Raw genomic sequence first — 19,218 nt, 5'->3', positions numbered from 1 at the left:
CCCTCCCGACCGCACGCGCCCCGCGCGGCGGACCGTGACCGCGAAAGGCACACCATGGCACTCCTCGAGGGCAAGACCCTCCTCGTCACCGGCGTCCTCACGGACGGGTCGATCGCGTTCCACGTCGCGCGGCTCGCGCAGGAGCAGGGCGCGCAGGTGATCCTCACGTCGTTCGGGCGCCAGCTGCGCCTCACGCAGGCCATCGCGCGCCGGCTCCCGCAGCCCGCGCCCGTCGTCGAGCTCGACGTCACGAACGCCGACGACCTCGCGGCGCTCGCCGACCGCGTGCGCGAGCACGCCGACCGCCTCGACGGCGTGGTGCACTCGATCGGGTTCGCGCCGCAGTCCGTCATGGGCGGCAACTTCCTCGCCGGCGAGTGGGACGACGTCGCGACCGCCGTGCACGTGTCGGCGTACTCGCTCAAGGCGCTCGCGGTCGCCGCGCTGCCGCTGCTGTCGCGCGGCTCGGGCCTCGTCGGCCTCACGTTCGACGCGCGCTACGCGTGGCCCGTGTACGACTGGATGGGCGTCGCGAAGGCCGCGTTCGAGTCGACCGCGCGCTACCTCGCGCGCGACCTCGGCCCGCAGGGCGTGCGCGTCAACCTCGTCTCGGCGGGGCCGATCCGCACGACGGCCGCCAAGTCGATCCCCGGGTTCGAGACCATGGAGGGCCGCTGGTCCGACCGCGCACCGCTCGGCTGGGACGTCACCGACCCCGAGCCGACCGCGCGCACCGTCGCGGCGCTGCTGTCCGACTGGTTCCCCGCGACCACGGGCGAGATCGTGCACGTCGACGGCGGCGTGCACGCGATGGGGCAGTGACGTACGTCGCGTCCCGCCGGGCGCGACGCGCCCTGACGTCGCGCCGAGCGTCTGCGACCCTGGGCACGTGAGCACCCACCACCTCGTCATCCTGCGTCACGCCAAGGCCGAGCCGGGCGGCGCCGTGGTCGACCACGAGCGGCCGCTCGCGCTCGCGGGACGGCGGCAGGCGAGCGCGGTCGGTGCCGCGCTCGCCGAGGCCGGGCTCGCACCGACGCACGTGCTGTGCTCGTCGGCGCTGCGCACGCGGCAGACGTGGGAGCTCGTGCGGACGCCGCTCGCGGCGGCGGGTGCGCCCGACGCCGCGGTCACGGTGACCGACGCGCTCTACGACGCGGGCGCGGCCGAGGTGCTCGGCCTCGTGCGCGGCGTGCCGCAGGACGCGGCGACGGTGCTGGTGGTCGGGCACGAGCCGACCGTGTCGCACGTCGCCGACGCGCTGGCGGGCCCCGGGTCGGACGGCGGCGCCGTCGCGCGCGTGCGCCCCGGCGTGCCCACCGCGACGTGGAGCCTGCTGGAGGTCGACGGCCCGTGGGCCCGGCTCGACCTCGGCGCGGCGCGGCTCGTGGCGGTCCGCACGCCCTGAGGCGGCGTCAGCGCTCGCGGAACGCGTCGAGCGCGAGCACGGCGTCGAGACGGTCGTGGACGACCGCGTCGGCCGCGGCCGCGAGGACGGGCTTGGCGTTGAACGCGACGCCGGTCGCGGCGGCCGCGAGCATGTCGAGGTCGTTCGCGCCGTCGCCGATCGCGATCGTGCGCTCCAGGGGGATGCCGGTGCGTCGCGCGTAGTCGGCGAGCGTCGTCGCCTTGGCCGCGCGGTCGACCACGGGGCCGTCGACGCGGCCCGTGAGCCGCCCGTCGCGCACCTCGAGCCGGTTGGCGTGCACGAGCTCGATGCCGAGCCCTGCCGCGAGGGGCGCGACGACCTCGACGAACCCGCCCGACACGAGGCCGACCGGCCAGCCGCGGCGCTGCAGCTCGGCCACGAGCTCGCGCGCGCCCGGTGTGAGCTCGGCCTCGGCCAGCACGTCGTCGAACACGGTGACCGGCAGGCCCGCGAGCGTCGCGACGCGCTCGTGCAGCGACTGCGCGAAGTCGATCTCGCCGCGCATGGCGCGCTCGGTGATCGCCGTGACGAGGTCCACCGACCCGGCGCGCGCGGCGAGCATCTCGACGACCTCACCCGTGATGAGGGTCGAGTCGACGTCCATGACGACGAGGCGTCGCGTGTCGGCGGGCGCGGCGGGGCGGGTGTCCACGACCGGCAGGGTAGTGGCGGCCGGTCGGTGCCCGCGGCGGCGTCCGCAGGGTGTGCGGACGCCGCCCTCCCGCCGGCACCCGCCGGCGGGAGGTCGCGGTTCAGTCCGTGATGATCGTGCCCTTGGGGACGACCGTGATGCCGCTGTCGGTCACCGTGAAGCCGCGCGCGCGGTCGTGCTCGGGGTCGAGGCCGATGCGGGCACGCTCCGGCACGACGACGTTCTTGTCGAGGATCGCGCGGTGGATCTGCGCGTACCGCTCGACCTGCACGCCGTCCATGAGCACCGAGTCGGTGACCTGCGCCCACGAGTGCAGCCGGATGCCGGGGGACAGCACCGACCCCGACACGGTCGCGCCCGACACGACCACGCCGGGGGAGACGATCGAGTCCGCGGCGTGCCCCAGGCGGCCCGCGCCCGCGTGCACGAACTTCGCGGGCGGCAGGCCCGTGTAGCCCGTGTACAGCGGCCACGCGTCGTTGTAGAGGTTGAACACGGGCTCGACCGAGATGAGGTCGTGGTTCGCGTCGAAGTACGACTCGATCGTCCCGACGTCGCGCCAGTAGTCGCGGTCGCGGTCGGTCGAGCCGGGCACGTCGTTGCGGATGAAGTCGTACACGCCGGCCGTCCCGCGCTCGACGAACCACGGCACGATGTCCCCGCCCATGTCGTGGCGCGAGTTCACGTTCTCGGCGTCGACCGTCACCGCCTCGACCAGGGCGTCGGCGTTCGCGACGTAGTTGCCCATCGAGGCCAGGATCTCCAGCGGCGAGTCCGGCACGGGCGTCGGGTCGGACGGCTTCTCGCGGAACGCGGCGATGCGCGACGGGTCGCCGGGGACGGTCTCGATGACGCCGAACTGGTCGGCCATGCCGATGGGCTGCCGGATGCCCGCGACGGTCAGCTCGGCGCCCGAGTCGATGTGCGCGTCGACCATCTGCGAGAAGTCCATGCGGTAGACGTGGTCGGCGCCGACCACGACCACGATGTCGGGGCGCTCGTCGTCGATGATGTTGAGGCACTGGTAGATCGCGTCCGCGCTGCCCAGGTACCAGTGCTTGCCGACGCGCTGCTGCGCGGGCACCGCCGCGACGTAGTTGCCGAGCAGCGACGACATGCGCCACGTCTTGGACACGTGCCGGTCGAGCGAGTGCGACTTGTACTGCGTGAGCACGATGACGTGCAGATACCGCGAGTTGATGACGTTCGACAGGGCGAAGTCGACGAGGCGGTAGATGCCGCCGAAGGGGACCGCGGGCTTCGCGCGGTGCGCGGTGAGCGGCATGAGCCGCTTGCCCTCCCCTCCGGCGAGGACGATGGCGAGGACACGCGGCGCTGGCATGTGCCCAACCTAGGCCCGAGACGCGTCCCGGGCGAGGTCACCGCGCCGCCGGGCGCTAGCGTGTCGCCTGGAGACCGGCGGTGGGCCGGTCACGACGGGAGGATCCGGTGCGCGTCGACCTGCTGACCCGCGAGTACCCGCCGCACGTGTACGGGGGCGCGGGCGTCCACGTGGCGGGCCTGACCGCGGTGCTGCGCGAACGCGTCGACGTGCGCGTGCACTGCTTCGACGCGCCCGTCGCGGAACCGGGCACGTACGGCTACGACGTGCCGGGCGGCCTCGCGGGCGCCAACCCGGCGCTCGCGACCATGGGCGTCGACCTCGCGATCGTCGACGGCATCGGGCGCGTCGACGGCGACGGGGCGCCGACCGACCTCGTCCACTCGCACACCTGGTACGCCAACCTCGCCGGGCACCTCGCGTCGCTGCTGCACGGAGTGCCGCACGTGCTGACGGCGCACAGCCTCGAGCCGCTGCGGCCGTGGAAGGCCGAGCAGCTCGGCGGCGGGTACGCGCTGTCGTCCTGGGTCGAGCGGACCGCCTACGAGTCGGCCGCGGCGATCATCGCCGTCAGCGGCGGCATGCGCGCCGACATCCTGCGCTCGTACCCCGCGGTGGACCCCGCGCGCGTGCACGTCGTGCACAACGGCATCGACCTCGACGGCTGGCGGCGCCCGACGTCGGACGACGACCTCGCGCACGCGCGCGCCGTCGTGCAGGGCCTGGGCATCGACCCCGACCGCCCGGCCGTGGTGTTCGTGGGCCGCATCACGCGCCAGAAGGGCCTGCCGTACCTGCTGCGCGCGGTCGAGGCGCTGCCCGCCGACGTGCAGGTCGTGCTGTGCGCGGGCGCCCCCGACACGCCCGAGATCCTCGCGGAGGTCACGGGCCTCGTCGAGGACCTGCGCACGCGGCGCACCGGTGTGGTGTGGATCGACAAGATGCTGCCGCGCGACGAGCTCGTCGCGGTCCTCGCGCACGGCACGGTGTTCGCGTGCCCGTCGGTCTACGAGCCGCTCGGCATCGTCAACCTCGAGGCCATGGCCGTCGGCCTGCCGGTCGTCGGGACCGCGACCGGCGGCATCCCCGAGGTCGTCGACGACGGCGTGACGGGCTGGCTCGTGCCGATCGACCAGGTGCAGGACGGCACCGGCACGCCGGTCGACCCCGAGCGCTTCGTGGCCGACCTGGGCGCCGCGCTCGTCGAGGCCGTGTCCGACCCGGCGCGCGCGGCCGCGTGGGGCGTCGCGGCGCGCCGGCGCGTCGAGGACCACTTCTCGTGGCACGCGATCGGGGAGCGCACGCTCGAGGTCTACCGGGGCGTGCTGGAGCGCTGAGCGTCGGCGGTCAGCCGCGGCGCAGCTGCGTCGCGGCGGCCGCCATCGCGCGGCGCGCGACCCGGTCGACCTCGCGCAGCGCGGTCGACCTCTGGTCGGCCTGCCACAGGTTCACCGCGCCGCCGTCGTCCTGCGTCGCGAGCGCGACGATCGCGCGCAGCCGCGCGGCGCTCGACAGCACGCGCACGCGCTGGCCCGCGACCCCGCCCGGCAGGCGCCCCGCGGGCAACGCACCGTCGCGCACCGAGGCGATGTCGTCGGCCGCGTCGGGCCTCCAGCGCTCGACCCCGAGCTGCACGAGCGCCTCGGTCGCGGTGAGCAGGCCCTGCCGCAGGTCGCGCTCGGCGTCCTCGAGCGTGCCGACCTGCGCCCACACGGCGGTGCGCCAGTCCGGCACGCGGGAGGCCTGCCACGTCACCAGGTGGCCGGGCTCGAGGTCGGACCCGAACCGCTCGACCTCCGGCACGAGCGCGAGCGAGCGCGCGCCGGCGCGCAGCAGCACGCACTCCCCGGCCTCGACGGCGGCGCCCGAGACCTCGGGCGGTGCCGCGACGGGCTCGCCGGGCACGGGCAGCAGCACGGCGACCTCGTCGACCGGGGAGCCCAGCCACGTGAGCCACGCGTCGAGCGCGAGCGTCTCGCCCTCGGACGTCACGGCGTGCGGCTCGTCGTCGTGCTGGACCGCGGCCAGCGCGCCGTCCCGGGAGCCGGGGGCCGTGAGCCACAGCGCGAGCAGGACGGAGCGGGGCAGGTCGAGCGAGGCAGCCACGGCACCACGGTAGGTGGTGCCGCGGCGTGCTCCGAACGACGTGCCCGCGACCCGGTCGCGCGGCCGGAGCCTCCCGGGTCAGCCGATCGCGTGCACGGGGGCCGCGAGCGGCACGCCCGACCCGTCGCGGCGCTCGTCGAGCGGCGGCAGGTCGACTGGCTGCCCGCCCGCACCCGTCGCGCGCGCGGGCGCGGGGCCGACGTGCGCGAGGATCAGCGCGTCCTCGCCCTTGAGGAACCGGTGCGAGCGGACGCCGCCCGTCGCGCGGCCCTTGCCGGGGTACGCCGAGAACGGCGTCACCTTGGCGGCGCCGGCCTGCGTGCCGGGCAGCGCGGTCGACGTGCCGGACACCGTCACGACCACGGCGTCGTCCTGCGGCCGCACGACCGCGAACTCGACGACGCGGGCACCGGCGGCGAGGTTGATGCCCGCCATGCCGCCCGCCGCGCGGCCCTGCGGCCGCACCTGGGACGCGGGGAAGTGCAGCAGCGACGAGTCCGAGGACACGAGCACGAGCTCGTCCTCGTCACTCGCCAGGGCGGCCGCGACGACCTCGTCGCCGTCGCGCAGGCCGATCGCCTCCCACGTGTCCCGGTTGGCCGGGACGTCGCCGGGCACGACGCGCTTGACGACGCCCTGCACGGTCGCGAGCGCCACGGGCGGCGCGTCGGCGCCCAGCGGCACGAGCGCCAGCACGCGCTCGCCGGTCTCGAGCGCGACCGCCTCGCCGACCGGGAGGCCGCCCGAGAGCGACGGCGGGCCGTCGGTGGGCGGCATGGTCGGCAGCTCCAGCACCGACAGCCGCACGACGCGGCCGCGGTTCGTCAGCGCGCCCACCTCGGCGCGCGCGGTCGTCGCGAGGGCCGACGCGACCACGTCGTGGCGGCTGCGCACCGTGCCGTCGCCCCGCACGGGCTCGACGTCCTCGGCGGTGCGGGCCAGCAGACCCGTCGCCGACAGCAGCGCCCAGCACGGCGTGTCGGGGATCTCCAGCGGCGCCGCGGCGGCCTTCGCCGACGTCGGCGCGCCCGCGACGCCCGCGAGGCCCGTGCCGCCCGCGTGCTCGAGCAGGACCGTGCGGCGCGGCGTGCCGTACGTCGCGGCGACCTCGGCCATCTCGTCCGAGACGACCGTGCGCAGCAGCGCGTCGTCGCCGAGGATCGCCTGCAGCCGGGCGATCTCCTCGACCAGCTCGTCGCGCTCGCGCTCGAGCTCGAGGCGCGAGAACCGCGTCAGCCGGCGCAGCCGCAGCTCGAGGATGTACTCGGCCTGCGGCTCGGACAGGTCGAACACCGACCGCAGGCGCGTGCGCGCGGTCTCGGCGTCGTCCGACGTGCGGATGACCTGGATGACCTCGTCGATGTCGAGGATCGCCACGAGCAGACCCTCGACGAGGTGCAGCCGCTCCTGCCGCTTGGCCAGCCGGTACGACGTGCGACGACGCACGACCTCGAGGCGGTGGTCGACCCACACGCGCAGCAGGTCGACCAGGCCGAGCGTGCGCGGCTGCCCGTCGACCAGCGCGACGTTGTTGATGGAGAACGAGTCCTCGAGCGGCGTGTACCGGTAGAGCTGCTCGAGCACGGCCTCGGGGTGGAACCCGGTCTTGACCTCGATGACCAGGCGCAGGCCGTGCTGCCGGTCCGTGAGGTCGACCGCGTCGGCGATCCCGGAGAGCTTCTTGTTCTGCACGCCCTCCTTGATCTTCTCGATGACCTTCTCGGGCCCGACCATGTACGGCAGCTCGGTGACGACGATGCCCTTGCGGCGCGGCGTGACGTTCTCGACGCGCGCGGTCGCGCGCGTGCGGAACGCGCCACGGCCCGTGCGGTACGCGTCGCGCACGCCGTCGAGGCCGACGATCTTGCCGCCCGTCGGCAGGTCCGGCCCGGGCACGAAGCGCAGCAGGTCCTCGAGCGTCGCGTCGGGGTGCAGCACGAGGTGCCGCGCGGCCGCGACGACCTCGACGAGGTTGTGCGGCGCCATGTTCGTCGCCATGCCGACCGCGATGCCCGACGTGCCGTTGACCAGCAGGTTCGGGATCGCCGCCGGCAGCACGCCCGGCTGCTGGAGCTTGTTGTCGTAGTTGGGGACGAAGTCGACGACGTCCTCGTCGAGCCCCTGCGTCATCGCGACCGCTGCGGGCGCCATGCGCGCCTCGGTGTACCGCGACGCGGCGGGGCCGTCGTCGAGCGAGCCGAAGTTGCCGTGCCCGTCGACCAGCGGCAGCCGCAGCGAGAACGGCTGCGCGAGCCGCACCATCGCGTCGTAGATCGCCGAGTCGCCGTGCGGGTGCAGCTTGCCCATGACCTCGCCGACCACGCGCGCCGACTTCACGTACGGGCGGTCGGGACGCAGGCCCATGTCGGCCATCTGGTAGACGATGCGCCGCTGCACGGGCTTGAGGCCGTCGCGCGCGTCCGGCAGCGCGCGCGAGTAGATGACCGAGTAGGCGTACTCGAGGAACGAGCCCTCCATCTCGGTCGCGACGTCGACGTCGACGATCTTCTCGACCAGGTCCTCGGGCGGCAGGTCGGGGGTCGCGGGACGACGCGCCATGGGCTGGTTCGCTCCTCGGTGCTGCGGTGCGGGCGGTGGGACGGGGCCCCGCCGCCGACGACGGACGGCCCTCGTGGTGCATTCTCCCCGTGCCGGGGGAGTCATCGGCGCAGCCGCGCCGCTAGCCTGGCGGGCATGGCCGACGTCGACCCCGGAGACGGGCACCTGGGCCCGGCGGCCGAGGGGGCCGCCGGAGCGGCACCCTACCCCGCGGGCTGGGAGGCGGACGTCGTCCTCACCGACGGCTCCACGACCCGCCTGCGTCCCATCCGCCCCGAGGACGCCGACGCGCTGCAGGCGTTCCACGTCGGGCAGTCCGAGCGCTCGACGTACCTGCGGTTCTTCGCCCCGCTCGAGCGGCTGTCGGACCGGGACCTCGACCGCCTGGTGCGGGTCGACCACGTGGACCGGGTCGCGCTGGTCGCGCTCACGGGCGCACCCGACGCCGACGAGCCCGAGCGCATCATCGGCGTCGCGCGCTACGACGTCGTCGAGCCCGAGACCGCCGAGGTCGCGTTCAACATCGCCGACGCCCACCAGGGCAAGGGCCTCGCGTCGGTGCTGCTCGAGCACCTGGCCGCCGCGGCGCGCGAGCGCGGCGTGCGCCGGTTCGTCGCCGAGGTGCTGCCGCAGAACGGGCGCATGCTCGCGGTCTTCAGCGAGGCCGGGTACGAGGTGCGCCGGCGCACCGAGGACGGCGTCGTGCAGGTCACGTTCGGCATCGACCCGACGGACCGGTCGCTGGCCGTCGCGGCCGACCGCGAGCACCGCGCCGAGGCGCGGTCGATGCGCGCGCTGCTGACGGCGCGCAGCGTCGTGGTGGTCGGCCCCGGGCCCGAGCCCGAGCGACCGCTCGCGGCGCGGCAGGCCCAGCGCGTCGTCGAGGGCCTGGCCGCCGCGGCGCGCGCCGGCACGATCGCGGTGCACGCGGTCGGCGTCGGCCACGGCGAGGGCCTCGGGGACGACGGCGTGCACCGGCACCGCCGGGTCGACGACGTGCCCGGGCCGGTCGAGCTCGCGGTCGTCGCGCTCCCGGCCGCGCAGGTGCTCGACACCGCGCGCCGGCTCGGTGCGCTGGGCGTGCGCGGGCTCGTGCTGCTGTCGGGCGGGTTCGCCGAGGCGGGGCCCGAGGGGCTCGCGCGGCAGCGGCTGCTGCTGGGCGTCGTGCACGGCGCGGGCATGCGGCTCGTCGGCCCGTCGTCGTTCGGGCTGCTCGCGACGCACGACGGCACGACGCTCGACGCGTCGCTCGCGGTCCGACCGCCGCGCCCCGGGCGCATCGGCCTGTTCTGCCAGTCGGCGCCGTTCGCGGTGACGCTGCTCGCGGCGGTCGAGCGGCGGGGCCTGGGGCTCGCGCAGCTCGTGTCGGCCGGCCACCGGGCCGACGTGTCGGGCAACGACGTCATGCAGTTCTGGGGCGAGGACGAGGGCACCGACGTCGTCGCCCTCTACCTCGAGTCGATCGGCAACCCGCGCAAGTTCACGCGCGTCGCGCGGCGCCTCGCGTCCCACAAGCCGGTCGTCGTGGTCGCGGCCGGCCGCACGGGCCACGTCGTGCCGCCCGGTCACGCGGTGCGGCCCACGCGCGCACCGCGCCGCACGTTCGAGGAGGTGCTGCGCCAGTCCGGCGTCGTGCGCGTCGAGAACGTGCACCAGATGCTCGACGTCGTGCAGCTGCTCGCGCACCAGCCGCTGCCGCGCGGCAAGCGCGTCGCGATCCTCGCGAGCTCGACGGGCGTCGCCGCGCTCGTGGCCGAGGCCGCGTCCGCCGCCGGGCTCGTGGTGACCGACCGCGTCGAGCGCATCGCCGAGGACGCGCGCGCCGACGAGGTGCGCGACGCGGTCGAGCGCGTCTACGGCGACCCGGGCGTCGACGTCGTGGTGGCCGTGCGTGTGCCGACGCTGGGCGTGCCGGACCCCGTGCTGCCGCGCGAGGTGGCCCGCGCCGCCGCGCGCACGGGGCTCACGACGGTGGCCTGCATGTTCGACCTGCACGGGCTCACCGCCGAGCTCGCGGCCACCGACCCCGAGGGGCGCGTGCGCACCGTGCCCGCCTACGCCGCGCCCGAGGACGCCGTGCTCGCGCTCGGCCACGCCGCGCGCTACGCGGCCTGGCGCGCGGCCGACCGCGGCACCACCGTGCACCCGACGGGCGTCGACCTGCGGGCCGCGCGTCGGCTCGTCGCGCGCGCGCTCGCGGAGTCCGGCGCGACCGACGGCGCCCCCGTGCCGCTCGACGCCGCGCAGACGGCAGAGCTGCTCGCGACGGTCGGCGTGCACGTGTGGCCGTCGATCCGCGTGCACGACGCCGACGAGGCCGTCGCGGCCGCCGAGCGGCTCGGCTGGCCCGTCGCCGTCAAGACGACCGTGCCCGCCCTGCGGCACCGGGCGGACCTCGGCGGAGTCCGCCTCGACGTCGCCGACGAGGCGGAGCTGCGCGCGGACGTCGCGGGGATCCTCGCGCTCGCGGCCGATCACGACCCCGGCGCGGGCGTGCCGCCGATCGAGGTGCAGGCGATGGCCCCGCACGGCGTCGCGTGCGTCGTGCGGTCCGCCGAGGACCCGCTGTTCGGACCGCTGCTGAGCCTCGGCGTCGCGGGTGACGCGGCCGACCTGCTCGGCGACGTCGCCTACGCCGTGCCGCCCCTGACCGACGTCGACGTCGCCGAGCTCGTGCGGACGCCCCGCGCCGCGCCGCGGCTGTTCGGGTACCGCGGGCTGCCCGCGCTCGACGTGCCCGCGCTCGAGGACGTCGTCGCGCGGGTCGCGGTGCTGGCCGACGCGCTGCCCGACCTGCGCTCGCTCGAGCTCAACCCCGTGGTCGTGTCGCCCACCGGACTGGCGGTGCTCGGTGCGCACGCGTCGGTCGCCCCCGCGGACCGGGCCGACGCCGCGCGCCGGCTCGCGCGCGCATGACCCGCGACGACCACGGCGCGCGCCGGCGCGGGCCCTTCGCGCGCCCCCGCGGGCGTGCCCGCCCGGGCGCGCGGGGATGGGAGGATGGGACCGTGCCCGCCCTCTCCACACCGCTGCGTCACGACCTGGACCGCGCCGGCTACTACCCCGAGCTGGTCGCCGAGGTGCTCGAGCTCGCGCTCGCCGACGAGACCGTCGTGGCCCACCTGGTCCACCCCGAGACGACGTTCGACGGCGCCGAGGTGCGCCGGCACGTCACGGTCCTCGCGCTGACGCCGACCCGGCTCGTCGTCACGCACGTCGACGACCACCCCGCGGACTCCGAGCACCCGTCGCCCAGCGCGCAGGCCACGACCGAGGCCGTGCCGCTCGGCGAGCTCCGCTCGGTGGCGTTCACGCACGTCGTGCCCAACCCCCAGGAGCACCACGCGGGCGACGGCGCGGCCGAGCTGACGCTCGCGGTCGGCTGGGGCGCGGTGTCGCGCGTCGACCTCGAGCCCGCGACCTGCGGCGACCCGCAGTGCGACGCCGACCACGGCCTGAGCGGCTCGATCACGCCCGACGACGTCGTGGTGCGCGTGAGCGCCGCCGCCGAGGGGCGCGACGCCGTGCTCGCCGCGATGGCGTTCGGCCGGACGCTGTCGGCGGCGACGACGCGCCGGTGAGCGGCACGACGGCCGCCGCGCCGCCCGCGCCCGACGACCTCGTCGCCCCCGTGGCGCCGGGAGGTGACGCGCGCTCGATCACGCACGTGCTGCCCGCGCTCGGCGACGCGCTGGGCGTCGACGTGCCCGGCGGCGCACCGGCGCGGTCGCTGCTCGGGCTGCCCGACGCGCGGCGCGTGTGCGTCGTGCTGGTCGACGGGCTCGGGCACCTCAACCTCGCCGAGCGGGGCGGCCACGCGCCGTTCCTGCGCTCGCTGCTGGCGGGCTCCGAGCCGCTGGTCACGACCTTCCCGTCGACGACCGCGACGGCGGTCGCGGCGTTCGGCACGGGGCGGGGCCCCGGCACGACCGCGATGCTCGGGTACACCGTCCGCGTCCCCGCGACCGGTCGGCTCGGCAACCTCGTGTCCTGGACCGACATGCCGCCCGCCGCGCAGTGGCAGCCGCACCCGACGGTCCTCGAGCGGCTCGCCGCGGCCGGCGTCGCGGTCACGAGCGTCGGGCCCGCGCGCTTCCAGGGGTCCGGCCTGACGGCGGCCGCGCTGCGCGGCGCGACGTACGCGCCCGCCGAGTCGCTCACGCAGCGCGTCGACGGCGTGCTGCGCGCGCTGCGCGAGCCCGGGCTGGCCTACCTGTACTGGCACGACGTCGACAAGACCGGCCACCACCACGGGTGGGGGTCGTGGCAGTGGGGCGAGGCGCTCACCGAGCTCGACGGCGAGCTCGCGCGCCTGGCCCGCTCGCTGCCGCGGGACACGCTGCTCGTCGTCACCGCCGACCACGGCATGGTCGACGTCGACCCGGCCCGGCGCCGCGACGTCGCGACCGACCCCGTGCTCGGCGCCGGCGTCGCCACCACGGGCGGCGAGCCGCGCGCGCTGCACCTGCACGTCACGCCGGGCACCGACCCCGGCGACGTGGCCGCGCGGTGGCGCGACGCGCTCGCGGACGACGCGGTGGTCCGCACGCGCGACGAGGCCGTCGCGGCCGGCTGGTTCGGCCCCGTGGACGCCCGCGTCCTGCCGGTCGTCGGTGACGTCGTCGTCGCGACGACCGGGGCGGCGACCGTCGTGGACTCGCGCACGCAGACGCCCGCGTCGATCGCCCTGCCGGGCGTCCACGGCTCCATGACCGCGCGCGAGATGCTCGTGCCGCTGCTGGTGCACCGGTGACCCGGAGGAGACGCTGATGGCCGAGCTGGTGTTCTTCTCCGGCACGATGGACTGCGGCAAGTCGACGCTCGCGCTGCAGATGCACCACAACCACGCCGCGCGCGGTCGTGACGGCGTGCTGTTCACGCGGCAGGACCGCGCGGGCAAGGCGGTCATCTCCTCGCGCCTGGGCCTGCAGCGCGACGCGGAGGAGGTCGACGACACGACCGACTTCTGGGCCGAGGTCGTCACGCGCCGCACGCGCGGACGCGCGGTCGACTACCTCGTCGCCGACGAGGCGCAGTTCTACACGGCCGCGCAGGTCGAGCAGCTCGCCCGCGTGGTCGACGAGCTCGCGGTCGACGCGTACGCGTTCGGCATCACGACCGACTTCCGCGCGCGGCTCTTCCCGGGCTCGGCGCGGCTCGTCGAGCTCGCCGACCGGGTCGAGGTGCTGCAGGTGCGCGCGCTGTGCTGGTGCGGCGCCCGCGCGACCCACAACGCGCGCACCGTGGACGGCCTCATGGTCGTCGAGGGCGACCAGGTCGTCGTCGGCGACGTGGCCGCCGGTGCCGGCGAGGTCGCGTACGAGGTGCTGTGCCGTCGCCACCACGTGCGGCGCATGACGGCGCGGGTCGCCCGCGCGACCGTGCCGACCGGCCAGACGCTGCTGTTCGAGGACGACGACGCCGGCTGAGGCGGGCGCCCGCGCGTCAGCCGCGGATCGGGGGAACGTGCGGCGTCACTCGGGCTTGGCGCCGAACACGATCTCGTCCCAGCTCGGCACCTTGGCGCGCGTGCGCCGAGTCCGCCGCTCGGGCGCGGCCGGGCGCTCCGGCTCGGGTGCGGGCGCGTCGTCGGACGCCACCGGCTCGTCCGGCACGAGCGCGGGCACCGGAGCCGTCGGTGCGGCCGGCGCACGCTCGCCGCGCGGTGGCGTGAGCACGACGGCCTCGCGCCCCGGGTCGGCGTCGACGGGGTGCGCGCCGGGCACGTCGAGCTCGTGGGCCGTGGGCACGTCGTCACCGCCGCCGGGGCCGCTCGCCGAGAAGTCGAACGCGTGCTGCGGGCCGAAGCCCTCGAACTCCTCGTCGTCGCCCTCGAGCTCGAGGGGCTGCCGGACGCCGCGGCGCTGCCGCAGCTCGTCGAGCAGCACGTGCGTCGGCTCCGGCTCGGGTGCGGCCGGCTCCTGCATCGTGTCGAGGTCGAACACGACGTCGCGGACGGCCGCCAGGTGGCGCCGCGCCGCGGGCTCGTCGATCTCCGTCTCCGACAGCCAGCGGGCCTCGTCCTCGTCGGCCACGACCGTGCGGCGCACCGGGTCGTACGACCAGCGGGCCTCGCGCGGCTCCTCGGACACCACGAACCGCGCGACGACCGTCCACGGCCCCGTGCCCTCACGCGCGGCGTCCCACGACAGCGACGCGACGTCGACGCCGCGCGCCGCGAGGCGGTCCGTGACGAGCTCGCCCAGCAGCGGCGCGCCCGAGTCGCGGCCCACGCGCGTCGCGCGGGCCTGCTCGGCGACGTACTCGCGCTCGGCGAGCACGGGCCCCTCGTAGCGGCGGACCGACTCGACGGGCACGCCCGCGGCGTCGGCGACCTCCTGCGCGGTGGCACCGGCCCGGATGCGCGACTGGATCTCGCGCGGGCTCAGCGACCCCGCCTGCTCGGCCCGCAGCTGCTCGAGCTGCGGCCGGTCGCGGCGCACCGCCGCGCGCAGCGGGTCGTCGATGCGCACGCGGAAACGCTGCCCGTCGGCCGCGACCAGGACGAGGTGCTCCCCGTCCTCGTGGAGTCCGACCAGCTCCAGCTCACCCATACGACCTCCCGCTGTCCACGCAGGAGCCTGCCACCGATCCGCCCGGAACGCGTGCACCCCGGCCCGGTGCGCCGTGAGGTCGTCGTCACGTGCGGGAGGATGGCGCCGTGCTGCCCGAGCTGCCGGTCGAACCGGTCCTGGAGGTCGTCGGCGTCTTCGTGGCCGCCATGTCCGGCGCGCTCGCCGCCGTGCGCAAGCAGTTCGACCTGTTCGGGCTGCTCGTGCTGGCGTGGGCGACCGGTCTGGGCGGCGGCGTGCTGCGCGACCTGCTGATCGGCGCCGTGCCGCCCGTCGGCATCAGCGACGTGCGGCTCATGGGCGCCGCGCTCGCGGGCGGGCTCGTCATGTACTTCGGGCACCCGCGCCTCGAGCGCGCGCGCCGCGTGATCGTCGTGCTGGACGCGGGCGCGCTCGCGCTGTTCGCGGTGGTCGGCACGGTCAAGGGGCTGGAGCACGGCACGACCGCGCTCGCCGCGATCGTCGTGGGCGTGCTCACGGGCGTCGGGGGCGGGATCCTGCGCGACCTGCTCACGGGCGAGGTGCCGGTCGTGCTGCACCACCGTCAGCTCTACGCGGTGCCCGCGCTGCTCGGGTCGGCCGCGACGGTCGCGCTGTGGCACCTGGGGCTGGCCGGCGCCGTCGGCCTCTCCGCGGTCGCCGTCGGGGTGTTCGCGCTGCGCGTGCTCGCGCTGCGGTTCGACCTCAACGCGCCGGGGCCGTGGCGCGCGCCGGGCGCCTCCCGCCAGCGATGACGGGCCCGGGGCCGGCGGCGCGCTGCGGCAGGATGGGTCCGTGACCGTCCCCGCCGCACCGTCCGTCACCGAGCTCGTCGCCGTCGCCGAGGAGGTCGCGCGCGCCGCCGGCCGTCTCGTGCACGACGGGCGCCCCGAGACCGTGGGCGTCGCCGCCACCAAGTCCAGCGCCGTCGACGTCGTCACCGCGATGGACCTCGCGAGCGAGGACCTCGTGCGCCGCACGCTCGCGCGCCTGCGCCCCGACGACGCCGTGCTCGGCGAGGAGGGGGGCAGCACCGCAGGCACCTCGGGGGTCACGTGGGTCGTCGACCCCATCGACGGCACCGTCAACTACCTCTACGGGCTGCCCGCGTACGCCGTGAGCGTCGCGGCCGTCGCCGGTGACCCCGACCCGGCCACCTGGACCGTGCTCGCGGGCTGCGTGCACGCACCCGCGACGGGGGAGACGTGGACCGCCGCGCGCGGCCACGGCGCCCGTCTGGACGGCCGCCCGCTCGCGCTGACGACCGCGCCCCCGCTGGACCGCTGCCTCGTCGGCACCGGGTTCGGGTACGTCGCGGACCGGCGCCGCGGCCAGGCGCGCGTCCTGGCCGCGCTGCTCCCGCAGGTGCGGGACGTGCGTCGCATCGGCGCCGCCGCGATCGACCTCTGCCAGGTCGCGACCGGACGTCTCGACCTCTACTACGAGCGTGGACTGCAGCCCTGGGACCTCGCCGCCGCGTCGCTCGTCGTGCAGGAGGCCGGCGGCGTCGTGCAGGGCCTGCGGGGCGCGCCCGCGGGGTCGGCGATGACCGTCGCGGGCGCCGCGGCGCGCGTCGGCGAGCTCACGACGCTGCTCGAGGACCTCGACGCCGACACCGGTCCGTGAGCGTGGGGCGGACCCACGGGGCGCCCGGTCGCCCCGCGGGGGTGAGATCCGCCTCGTACGGTCCGTCCCGAGGCGGCCTGGCCTGCGAGGACGTGGTCCGGTCGGTGACGGTTCGCCGGGTCTGACCACCTGGGCGCGCGTCCGTGTTCGCATCCGCGCCCGCGGTGGGGCACAATCCGTCCGCGCGGGGGGAACAAAACACTGCCGTGGTGCATTGATCCCGCGTACCACGACCCACTGCTGCAGAAGACGGAGTGTGACGCTCACACATGGCAACCGACTACGACGCCCCGCGCAAGACCGAGGAGGACCTGAGCGAGGACTCGCTCCAGGAGCTCCAGGCCCGGCGCTCCGACAAGAACTCGGGCGTGGTGGACGAGGACGAGACGGAGGCGGCCGAGGGGTTCGAGCTCCCCGGCGCCGACCTGTCCGGCGAAGAGCTGTCCGTCCGCGTCCTGCCCCGACAGGCCGACGAGTTCACGTGCTCGTCGTGCTTCCTGGTGCACCACCGCAGCCAGCTCGCGTACGAGCGCAACGGCCAGCCCGTGTGCTCGGAGTGCGCGGCCTGACGTCGCCCACGACGCCTCGACCGGCCGGTCGCCCCTGCGGGGGTGGCCGGCCGTCGTCGTGTCAGGCGGCCGGCGCGCCCGCGGCCTCGAGCGCCGCGACGAGCGCGTCCGGGCGCCGCGTCGAGACGATCCAGTAGGGCGTCGGGTCCTGCGGGTCCTCGACCTCGACCCGGACGCCGCCGCCGATCCACGACCGCAGGCACGCGAACGCGCGGGCGTCGAGCGCCGGTCCCAGCTCGGTGCGCAGAGCGGCGCGGTCCAGGACGCGCGGGGCGCGCAGCAGCGCGACGGGGATGCGCGCGTTCCCCGCGCGCAGCACGCCGTCGACCACCTCGACGCGGGGTGTCGTCAGGACCGCTCCCGCCAGGCCGGCGAGCAGCGCGACGACGCCGACGACGAGCGCGAGCCGTGCGTCGACGGGGACGAACGCGACCCCGAGCACGCCCGCGAACGCGACGACCCCGCCCCAGCCCACGGCGCCCGGCCACAGCCGCTCGCGGAAGGGCGCGCCCACGGCGGCGGTGCGCGGCGACGGGGGCTCGGACGAGACGGGCGTGACCGGGTCGGGCGTCGGGGTCATGCGCACAGGATCTCATCGTCGCCGGGCCGCGGGCGTCGTCCCGGACGGCAGCCGCACCGCGACGCGCGCGTCGCGGTGCCCCGGGCGCGGTAGGGTCGGCCCCCGTGACCGGGACCCACCGCACCGAGGACGTCCAGGTGCTGCTGCAGCGCCTCGACGCCGACCTGCCCGCCCCCGCGTACGCGCACCCCGGTGACGCGGGCGCCGACCTGGTGGCGCGCGTCGACGTCCTGCTCGGCCCGGGTGAGCGCGCGACCGTCCCCACCGGTGTCGCCATCGCGCTGCCCGAGGGGTACGCCGCGTTCGTGCACCCGCGCTCGGGCCTCGCGGCGCGCCACGGCCTCACGGTCGTCAACGCGCCCGGCACGGTGGACGCCGGGTACCGCGGCGAGATCGCCGTGACGCTGCTCAACACCGACCGCGAGCAGCCGCTCGAGCTGCGCCGCGGCGACCGCATCGCCCAGCTCGTCGTGCAGCGCGTCGAGCACGCGAGGTTCGTCGAGGTCGCGCAGCTGCCGGGCTCCGTGCGCGGTGCGGGCGGGTTCGGCTCGAGCGGCGGCTGGGCCGGCGCGGGTGCCGGAGCAGGCGCGGGCGCGGGCGCCGGGACCTGACGCGGGACCGGCCCCTGCGCCGGGATCGGAACTACTGTCGACGTCGCGGTCGTTGTGACGTCAGAGGACTGCAGGACGAGGGCGCTCGGCGCCGGTCGGAGGAAGCGAACGTGGGTCTGTTCCGTCGTGGCCCCAAGGAGGACGACGCGCGCGACGCCGCCGTCGACGTCCCGCAGGACGCCGCCGTCGCCGAGGTCGAGGCGGCCCCCGAGCTCGGTGACGCCCGCGGACCGTGGGACGTCGACGCGACGCACCCCGAGATGCCGCGCGTCGACCTCGGTGCCATCCGGCTGCCGCAGGTCGACGGCATGGAGGTGCGCCTCGAGGTCGACAAGGCGACCAACGTGGTGTCCGCGGTCGCCGTGCTCCTCGACGGCTCGTCGCTGCAGCTCCAGGCGTTCGCCGCGCCCCGGACCGAGGGCATCTGGGACGAGATCCGCGAGGAGATCGCCGCCTCGATCACCCAGCAGGGCGGCACCGTCGACGACCTGCCCGGCCCGTACGGCCGCGAGCTGCTCGCGCGGCTGCCCGTGCGCACCCCCGAGGGGCGCACGGGTCACCGCCCGGCACGGTTCCTCGGCACGGACGGACCGCGCTGGTTCCTGCGCGGCGTGCTCACCGGCCGTGCGGCCGTCGAGCCGGACGCGGCCGGGCGGCTCGAGGACCTCTTCGGGCAGGTCGTCGTCGTGCGCGGCACCGACGCCCGGCCCCCGCGGGACCTGCTGCCGCTGCAGCTGCCCGGCGGCGCCACGCCCCCGCCCCCGCCTGCGGCCCCCCGCCTCGCGCCGCCCGAGCGCGGGCCCGAGATCACGGAGATCGGATGACCACGCTGCGCGACCGCGTGCGCAAGGCCCTCGCGTCGCAGGCCGAGATCGAGGCCGACGAGGAGCGCGCCGACGCCGTGAGCGTGCCCGGGTGCTGCCCGGTCGACGCGCTGCCGCACCGCGCGCGCGCCTCGGTGTCCGGCGTGCTGCGCTCCGTCACGCTGCGGCCGCGCGAGGGCGTGCCCGCGCTCGAGGCCGAGCTGTACGACGGGTCCGGCACGCTCGACCTCGTGTGGCTCGGCCGGCGCAGCATCGCCGGCATCGAGCCCGGCCGGCGGCTCAAGGTCGACGGGATGGTGTGCCTCGTCGACGGCCGCCGCACGATCTTCAACCCGCGCTACGAGCTGCGCGCCCGACCGGGGGAGTGAC

At 76.4% G+C, this 19,218-nt stretch carries 19 protein-coding genes; 13 read left to right on the top strand and 6 right to left on the bottom strand.

Annotation, left to right across the window (positions count from 1 at the left end; genetic code table 11):
* Positions 1-54 precede the first annotated feature (54 nt).
* Both fabI and CS2_RS03625 read left to right on the top strand, forming a co-directional pair.
* The gene (gene fabI / locus CS2_RS03630) at positions 55-822 is read left to right on the top strand and encodes an enoyl-ACP reductase FabI (protein ID WP_070318924.1); all 768 of its coding nucleotides are present in this window, start codon (positions 55-57) and stop codon (positions 820-822) included.
* Positions 823-889: 67 nt separating this feature from the next.
* Positions 890-1,408 carry a SixA phosphatase family protein gene (locus CS2_RS03625; RefSeq protein ID WP_070318923.1) on the top strand — a complete coding sequence of 173 codons (519 nt, stop codon included), beginning with the start codon at positions 890-892 and terminating at the stop codon, positions 1,406-1,408.
* A gap of 7 nt (positions 1,409-1,415) precedes the next feature.
* Here the strand turns inward: CS2_RS03625 and serB are convergent, their stop codons facing one another.
* Together serB and CS2_RS03615 are read right to left on the bottom strand one after the other, a co-directional pair.
* Positions 1,416-2,081, bottom strand: a complete 666-nt coding sequence (gene serB, locus CS2_RS03620; protein WP_255430699.1) for a phosphoserine phosphatase SerB — start codon at positions 2,079-2,081, stop codon at positions 1,416-1,418.
* A gap of 100 nt (positions 2,082-2,181) precedes the next feature.
* The gene (locus CS2_RS03615; RefSeq protein WP_070318922.1) at positions 2,182-3,423 is read right to left on the bottom strand and encodes a glucose-1-phosphate adenylyltransferase; all 1,242 of its coding nucleotides are present in this window, start codon (positions 3,421-3,423) and stop codon (positions 2,182-2,184) included.
* 107 nt (positions 3,424-3,530) lie between these two features.
* On the opposite strand from CS2_RS03615, the gene glgA reads away from it, so the two are divergent.
* Positions 3,531-4,760, top strand: coding sequence for a glycogen synthase (gene glgA, locus CS2_RS03610; protein ID WP_070318921.1), 1,230 nt, complete (start codon positions 3,531-3,533; stop codon positions 4,758-4,760).
* Positions 4,761-4,770: 10 nt separating this feature from the next.
* Here glgA and CS2_RS03605 read toward each other — a convergent pair whose 3' ends face one another.
* Both CS2_RS03605 and CS2_RS03600 read right to left on the bottom strand, forming a co-directional pair.
* The gene (locus CS2_RS03605) at positions 4,771-5,529 is read right to left on the bottom strand and encodes an Rv1486c family protein (RefSeq protein WP_070318920.1); all 759 of its coding nucleotides are present in this window, start codon (positions 5,527-5,529) and stop codon (positions 4,771-4,773) included.
* A 78-nt stretch (positions 5,530-5,607) separates the two neighbouring features.
* Entirely contained in the window at positions 5,608-8,088 is a 2,481-nt protein-coding gene (locus tag CS2_RS03600) for a DNA gyrase/topoisomerase IV subunit A (RefSeq protein WP_070318919.1), read from the bottom strand.
* A 135-nt stretch (positions 8,089-8,223) separates the two neighbouring features.
* Between CS2_RS03600 and CS2_RS03595 the strand changes: the two genes are divergently transcribed.
* From CS2_RS03595 to CS2_RS03580, 4 genes are all read left to right on the top strand, one after another.
* Positions 8,224-11,004 (top strand): bifunctional acetate--CoA ligase family protein/GNAT family N-acetyltransferase, encoded by a 2,781-nt coding sequence (locus CS2_RS03595; RefSeq protein WP_070318918.1) that lies wholly within the window; start codon positions 8,224-8,226, stop codon positions 11,002-11,004.
* A gap of 92 nt (positions 11,005-11,096) precedes the next feature.
* Positions 11,097-11,669 (top strand): DUF5998 family protein, encoded by a 573-nt coding sequence (locus CS2_RS03590; RefSeq protein ID WP_070318917.1) that lies wholly within the window; start codon positions 11,097-11,099, stop codon positions 11,667-11,669.
* Positions 11,666-12,841 (top strand): alkaline phosphatase family protein, encoded by a 1,176-nt coding sequence (locus CS2_RS03585; RefSeq protein WP_070318916.1) that lies wholly within the window; start codon positions 11,666-11,668, stop codon positions 12,839-12,841. The genes CS2_RS03590 and CS2_RS03585 overlap by 4 nt, the downstream gene beginning before the upstream one ends.
* Before the next feature lie 16 nt (positions 12,842-12,857).
* On the top strand, positions 12,858-13,517 hold the full coding sequence (locus CS2_RS03580; protein WP_046528260.1) for a thymidine kinase: 660 nt from the start codon (positions 12,858-12,860) through the stop codon (positions 13,515-13,517).
* A 45-nt stretch (positions 13,518-13,562) separates the two neighbouring features.
* On the opposite strand, the gene sepH is transcribed toward CS2_RS03580, so the two are convergent.
* Positions 13,563-14,642 carry a septation protein SepH gene (gene sepH / locus CS2_RS03575; protein WP_046528261.1) on the bottom strand — a complete coding sequence of 360 codons (1,080 nt, stop codon included), beginning with the start codon at positions 14,640-14,642 and terminating at the stop codon, positions 13,563-13,565.
* Between the two features lie 167 nt (positions 14,643-14,809).
* Between sepH and CS2_RS03570 the strand changes: the two genes are divergently transcribed.
* From CS2_RS03570 to CS2_RS03560, 3 genes are all read left to right on the top strand, one after another.
* Entirely contained in the window at positions 14,810-15,394 is a 585-nt protein-coding gene (locus CS2_RS03570; RefSeq protein ID WP_233421057.1) for a trimeric intracellular cation channel family protein, read from the top strand.
* Positions 15,395-15,434: 40 nt separating this feature from the next.
* On the top strand, positions 15,435-16,265 hold the full coding sequence (locus CS2_RS03565; protein WP_070318915.1) for an inositol monophosphatase family protein: 831 nt from the start codon (positions 15,435-15,437) through the stop codon (positions 16,263-16,265).
* Between the two features lie 269 nt (positions 16,266-16,534).
* A complete protein-coding gene (locus CS2_RS03560) occupies positions 16,535-16,834 on the top strand; it encodes a DUF4193 domain-containing protein (RefSeq protein WP_029287753.1) in 300 nt (99 codons plus the stop codon).
* A 61-nt stretch (positions 16,835-16,895) separates the two neighbouring features.
* On the opposite strand, the gene CS2_RS03555 is transcribed toward CS2_RS03560, so the two are convergent.
* Positions 16,896-17,414: a DUF3093 domain-containing protein gene (locus tag CS2_RS03555; protein WP_070318950.1), complete on the bottom strand. Its 519-nt coding sequence runs from the start codon at positions 17,412-17,414 to the stop codon at positions 16,896-16,898.
* Positions 17,415-17,518: 104 nt separating this feature from the next.
* On the opposite strand from CS2_RS03555, the gene dut reads away from it, so the two are divergent.
* From dut to CS2_RS03540, 3 genes are all read left to right on the top strand, one after another.
* Entirely contained in the window at positions 17,519-18,025 is a 507-nt protein-coding gene (dut, locus tag CS2_RS03550) for a dUTP diphosphatase (protein WP_070318914.1), read from the top strand.
* A gap of 110 nt (positions 18,026-18,135) precedes the next feature.
* On the top strand, positions 18,136-18,849 hold the full coding sequence (locus tag CS2_RS03545; protein WP_070318913.1) for a DUF3710 domain-containing protein: 714 nt from the start codon (positions 18,136-18,138) through the stop codon (positions 18,847-18,849).
* The gene (locus CS2_RS03540) at positions 18,846-19,217 is read left to right on the top strand and encodes an OB-fold nucleic acid binding domain-containing protein (RefSeq protein ID WP_046528265.1); all 372 of its coding nucleotides are present in this window, start codon (positions 18,846-18,848) and stop codon (positions 19,215-19,217) included. The genes CS2_RS03545 and CS2_RS03540 overlap by 4 nt, the downstream gene beginning before the upstream one ends.
* Position 19,218 lies beyond the last annotated feature (1 nt).

This window comes from Cellulomonas iranensis NBRC 101100 = JCM 18110 (assembly GCF_001552375.1).
Lineage (GTDB): Bacteria > Actinomycetota > Actinomycetes > Actinomycetales > Cellulomonadaceae > Cellulomonas > Cellulomonas iranensis.
The sequence above is the reverse complement of the archived record's forward strand: the minus strand, read 5'-3'. Positions and strand labels throughout refer to the sequence as shown.

What these genes read in the sequence shown, in the direction of transcription:
- fabI (WP_070318924.1), top strand. Translation starts at nt 55, where the DNA reads ATGGCACTCCTCGAGGGCAAGACCCTCCTCGTCACCGGCGTCCTCACG.
- CS2_RS03615 (WP_070318922.1), bottom strand. Translation starts at nt 3,423, where the DNA reads ATGCCAGCGCCGCGTGTCCTCGCCATCGTCCTCGCCGGAGGGGAGGGC.
- CS2_RS03600 (WP_070318919.1), bottom strand. Translation starts at nt 8,088, where the DNA reads ATGGCGCGTCGTCCCGCGACCCCCGACCTGCCGCCCGAGGACCTGGTC.
- CS2_RS03595 (WP_070318918.1), top strand. Translation starts at nt 8,224, where the DNA reads ATGGCCGACGTCGACCCCGGAGACGGGCACCTGGGCCCGGCGGCCGAG.
- CS2_RS03580 (WP_046528260.1), top strand. Translation starts at nt 12,858, where the DNA reads ATGGCCGAGCTGGTGTTCTTCTCCGGCACGATGGACTGCGGCAAGTCG.
- sepH (WP_046528261.1), bottom strand. Translation starts at nt 14,642, where the DNA reads ATGGGTGAGCTGGAGCTGGTCGGACTCCACGAGGACGGGGAGCACCTC.
- CS2_RS03570 (WP_233421057.1), top strand. Translation starts at nt 14,810, where the DNA reads ATGTCCGGCGCGCTCGCCGCCGTGCGCAAGCAGTTCGACCTGTTCGGG.
- CS2_RS03560 (WP_029287753.1), top strand. Translation starts at nt 16,535, where the DNA reads ATGGCAACCGACTACGACGCCCCGCGCAAGACCGAGGAGGACCTGAGC.
- CS2_RS03555 (WP_070318950.1), bottom strand. Translation starts at nt 17,414, where the DNA reads ATGACCCCGACGCCCGACCCGGTCACGCCCGTCTCGTCCGAGCCCCCG.
- CS2_RS03540 (WP_046528265.1), top strand. Translation starts at nt 18,846, where the DNA reads ATGACCACGCTGCGCGACCGCGTGCGCAAGGCCCTCGCGTCGCAGGCC.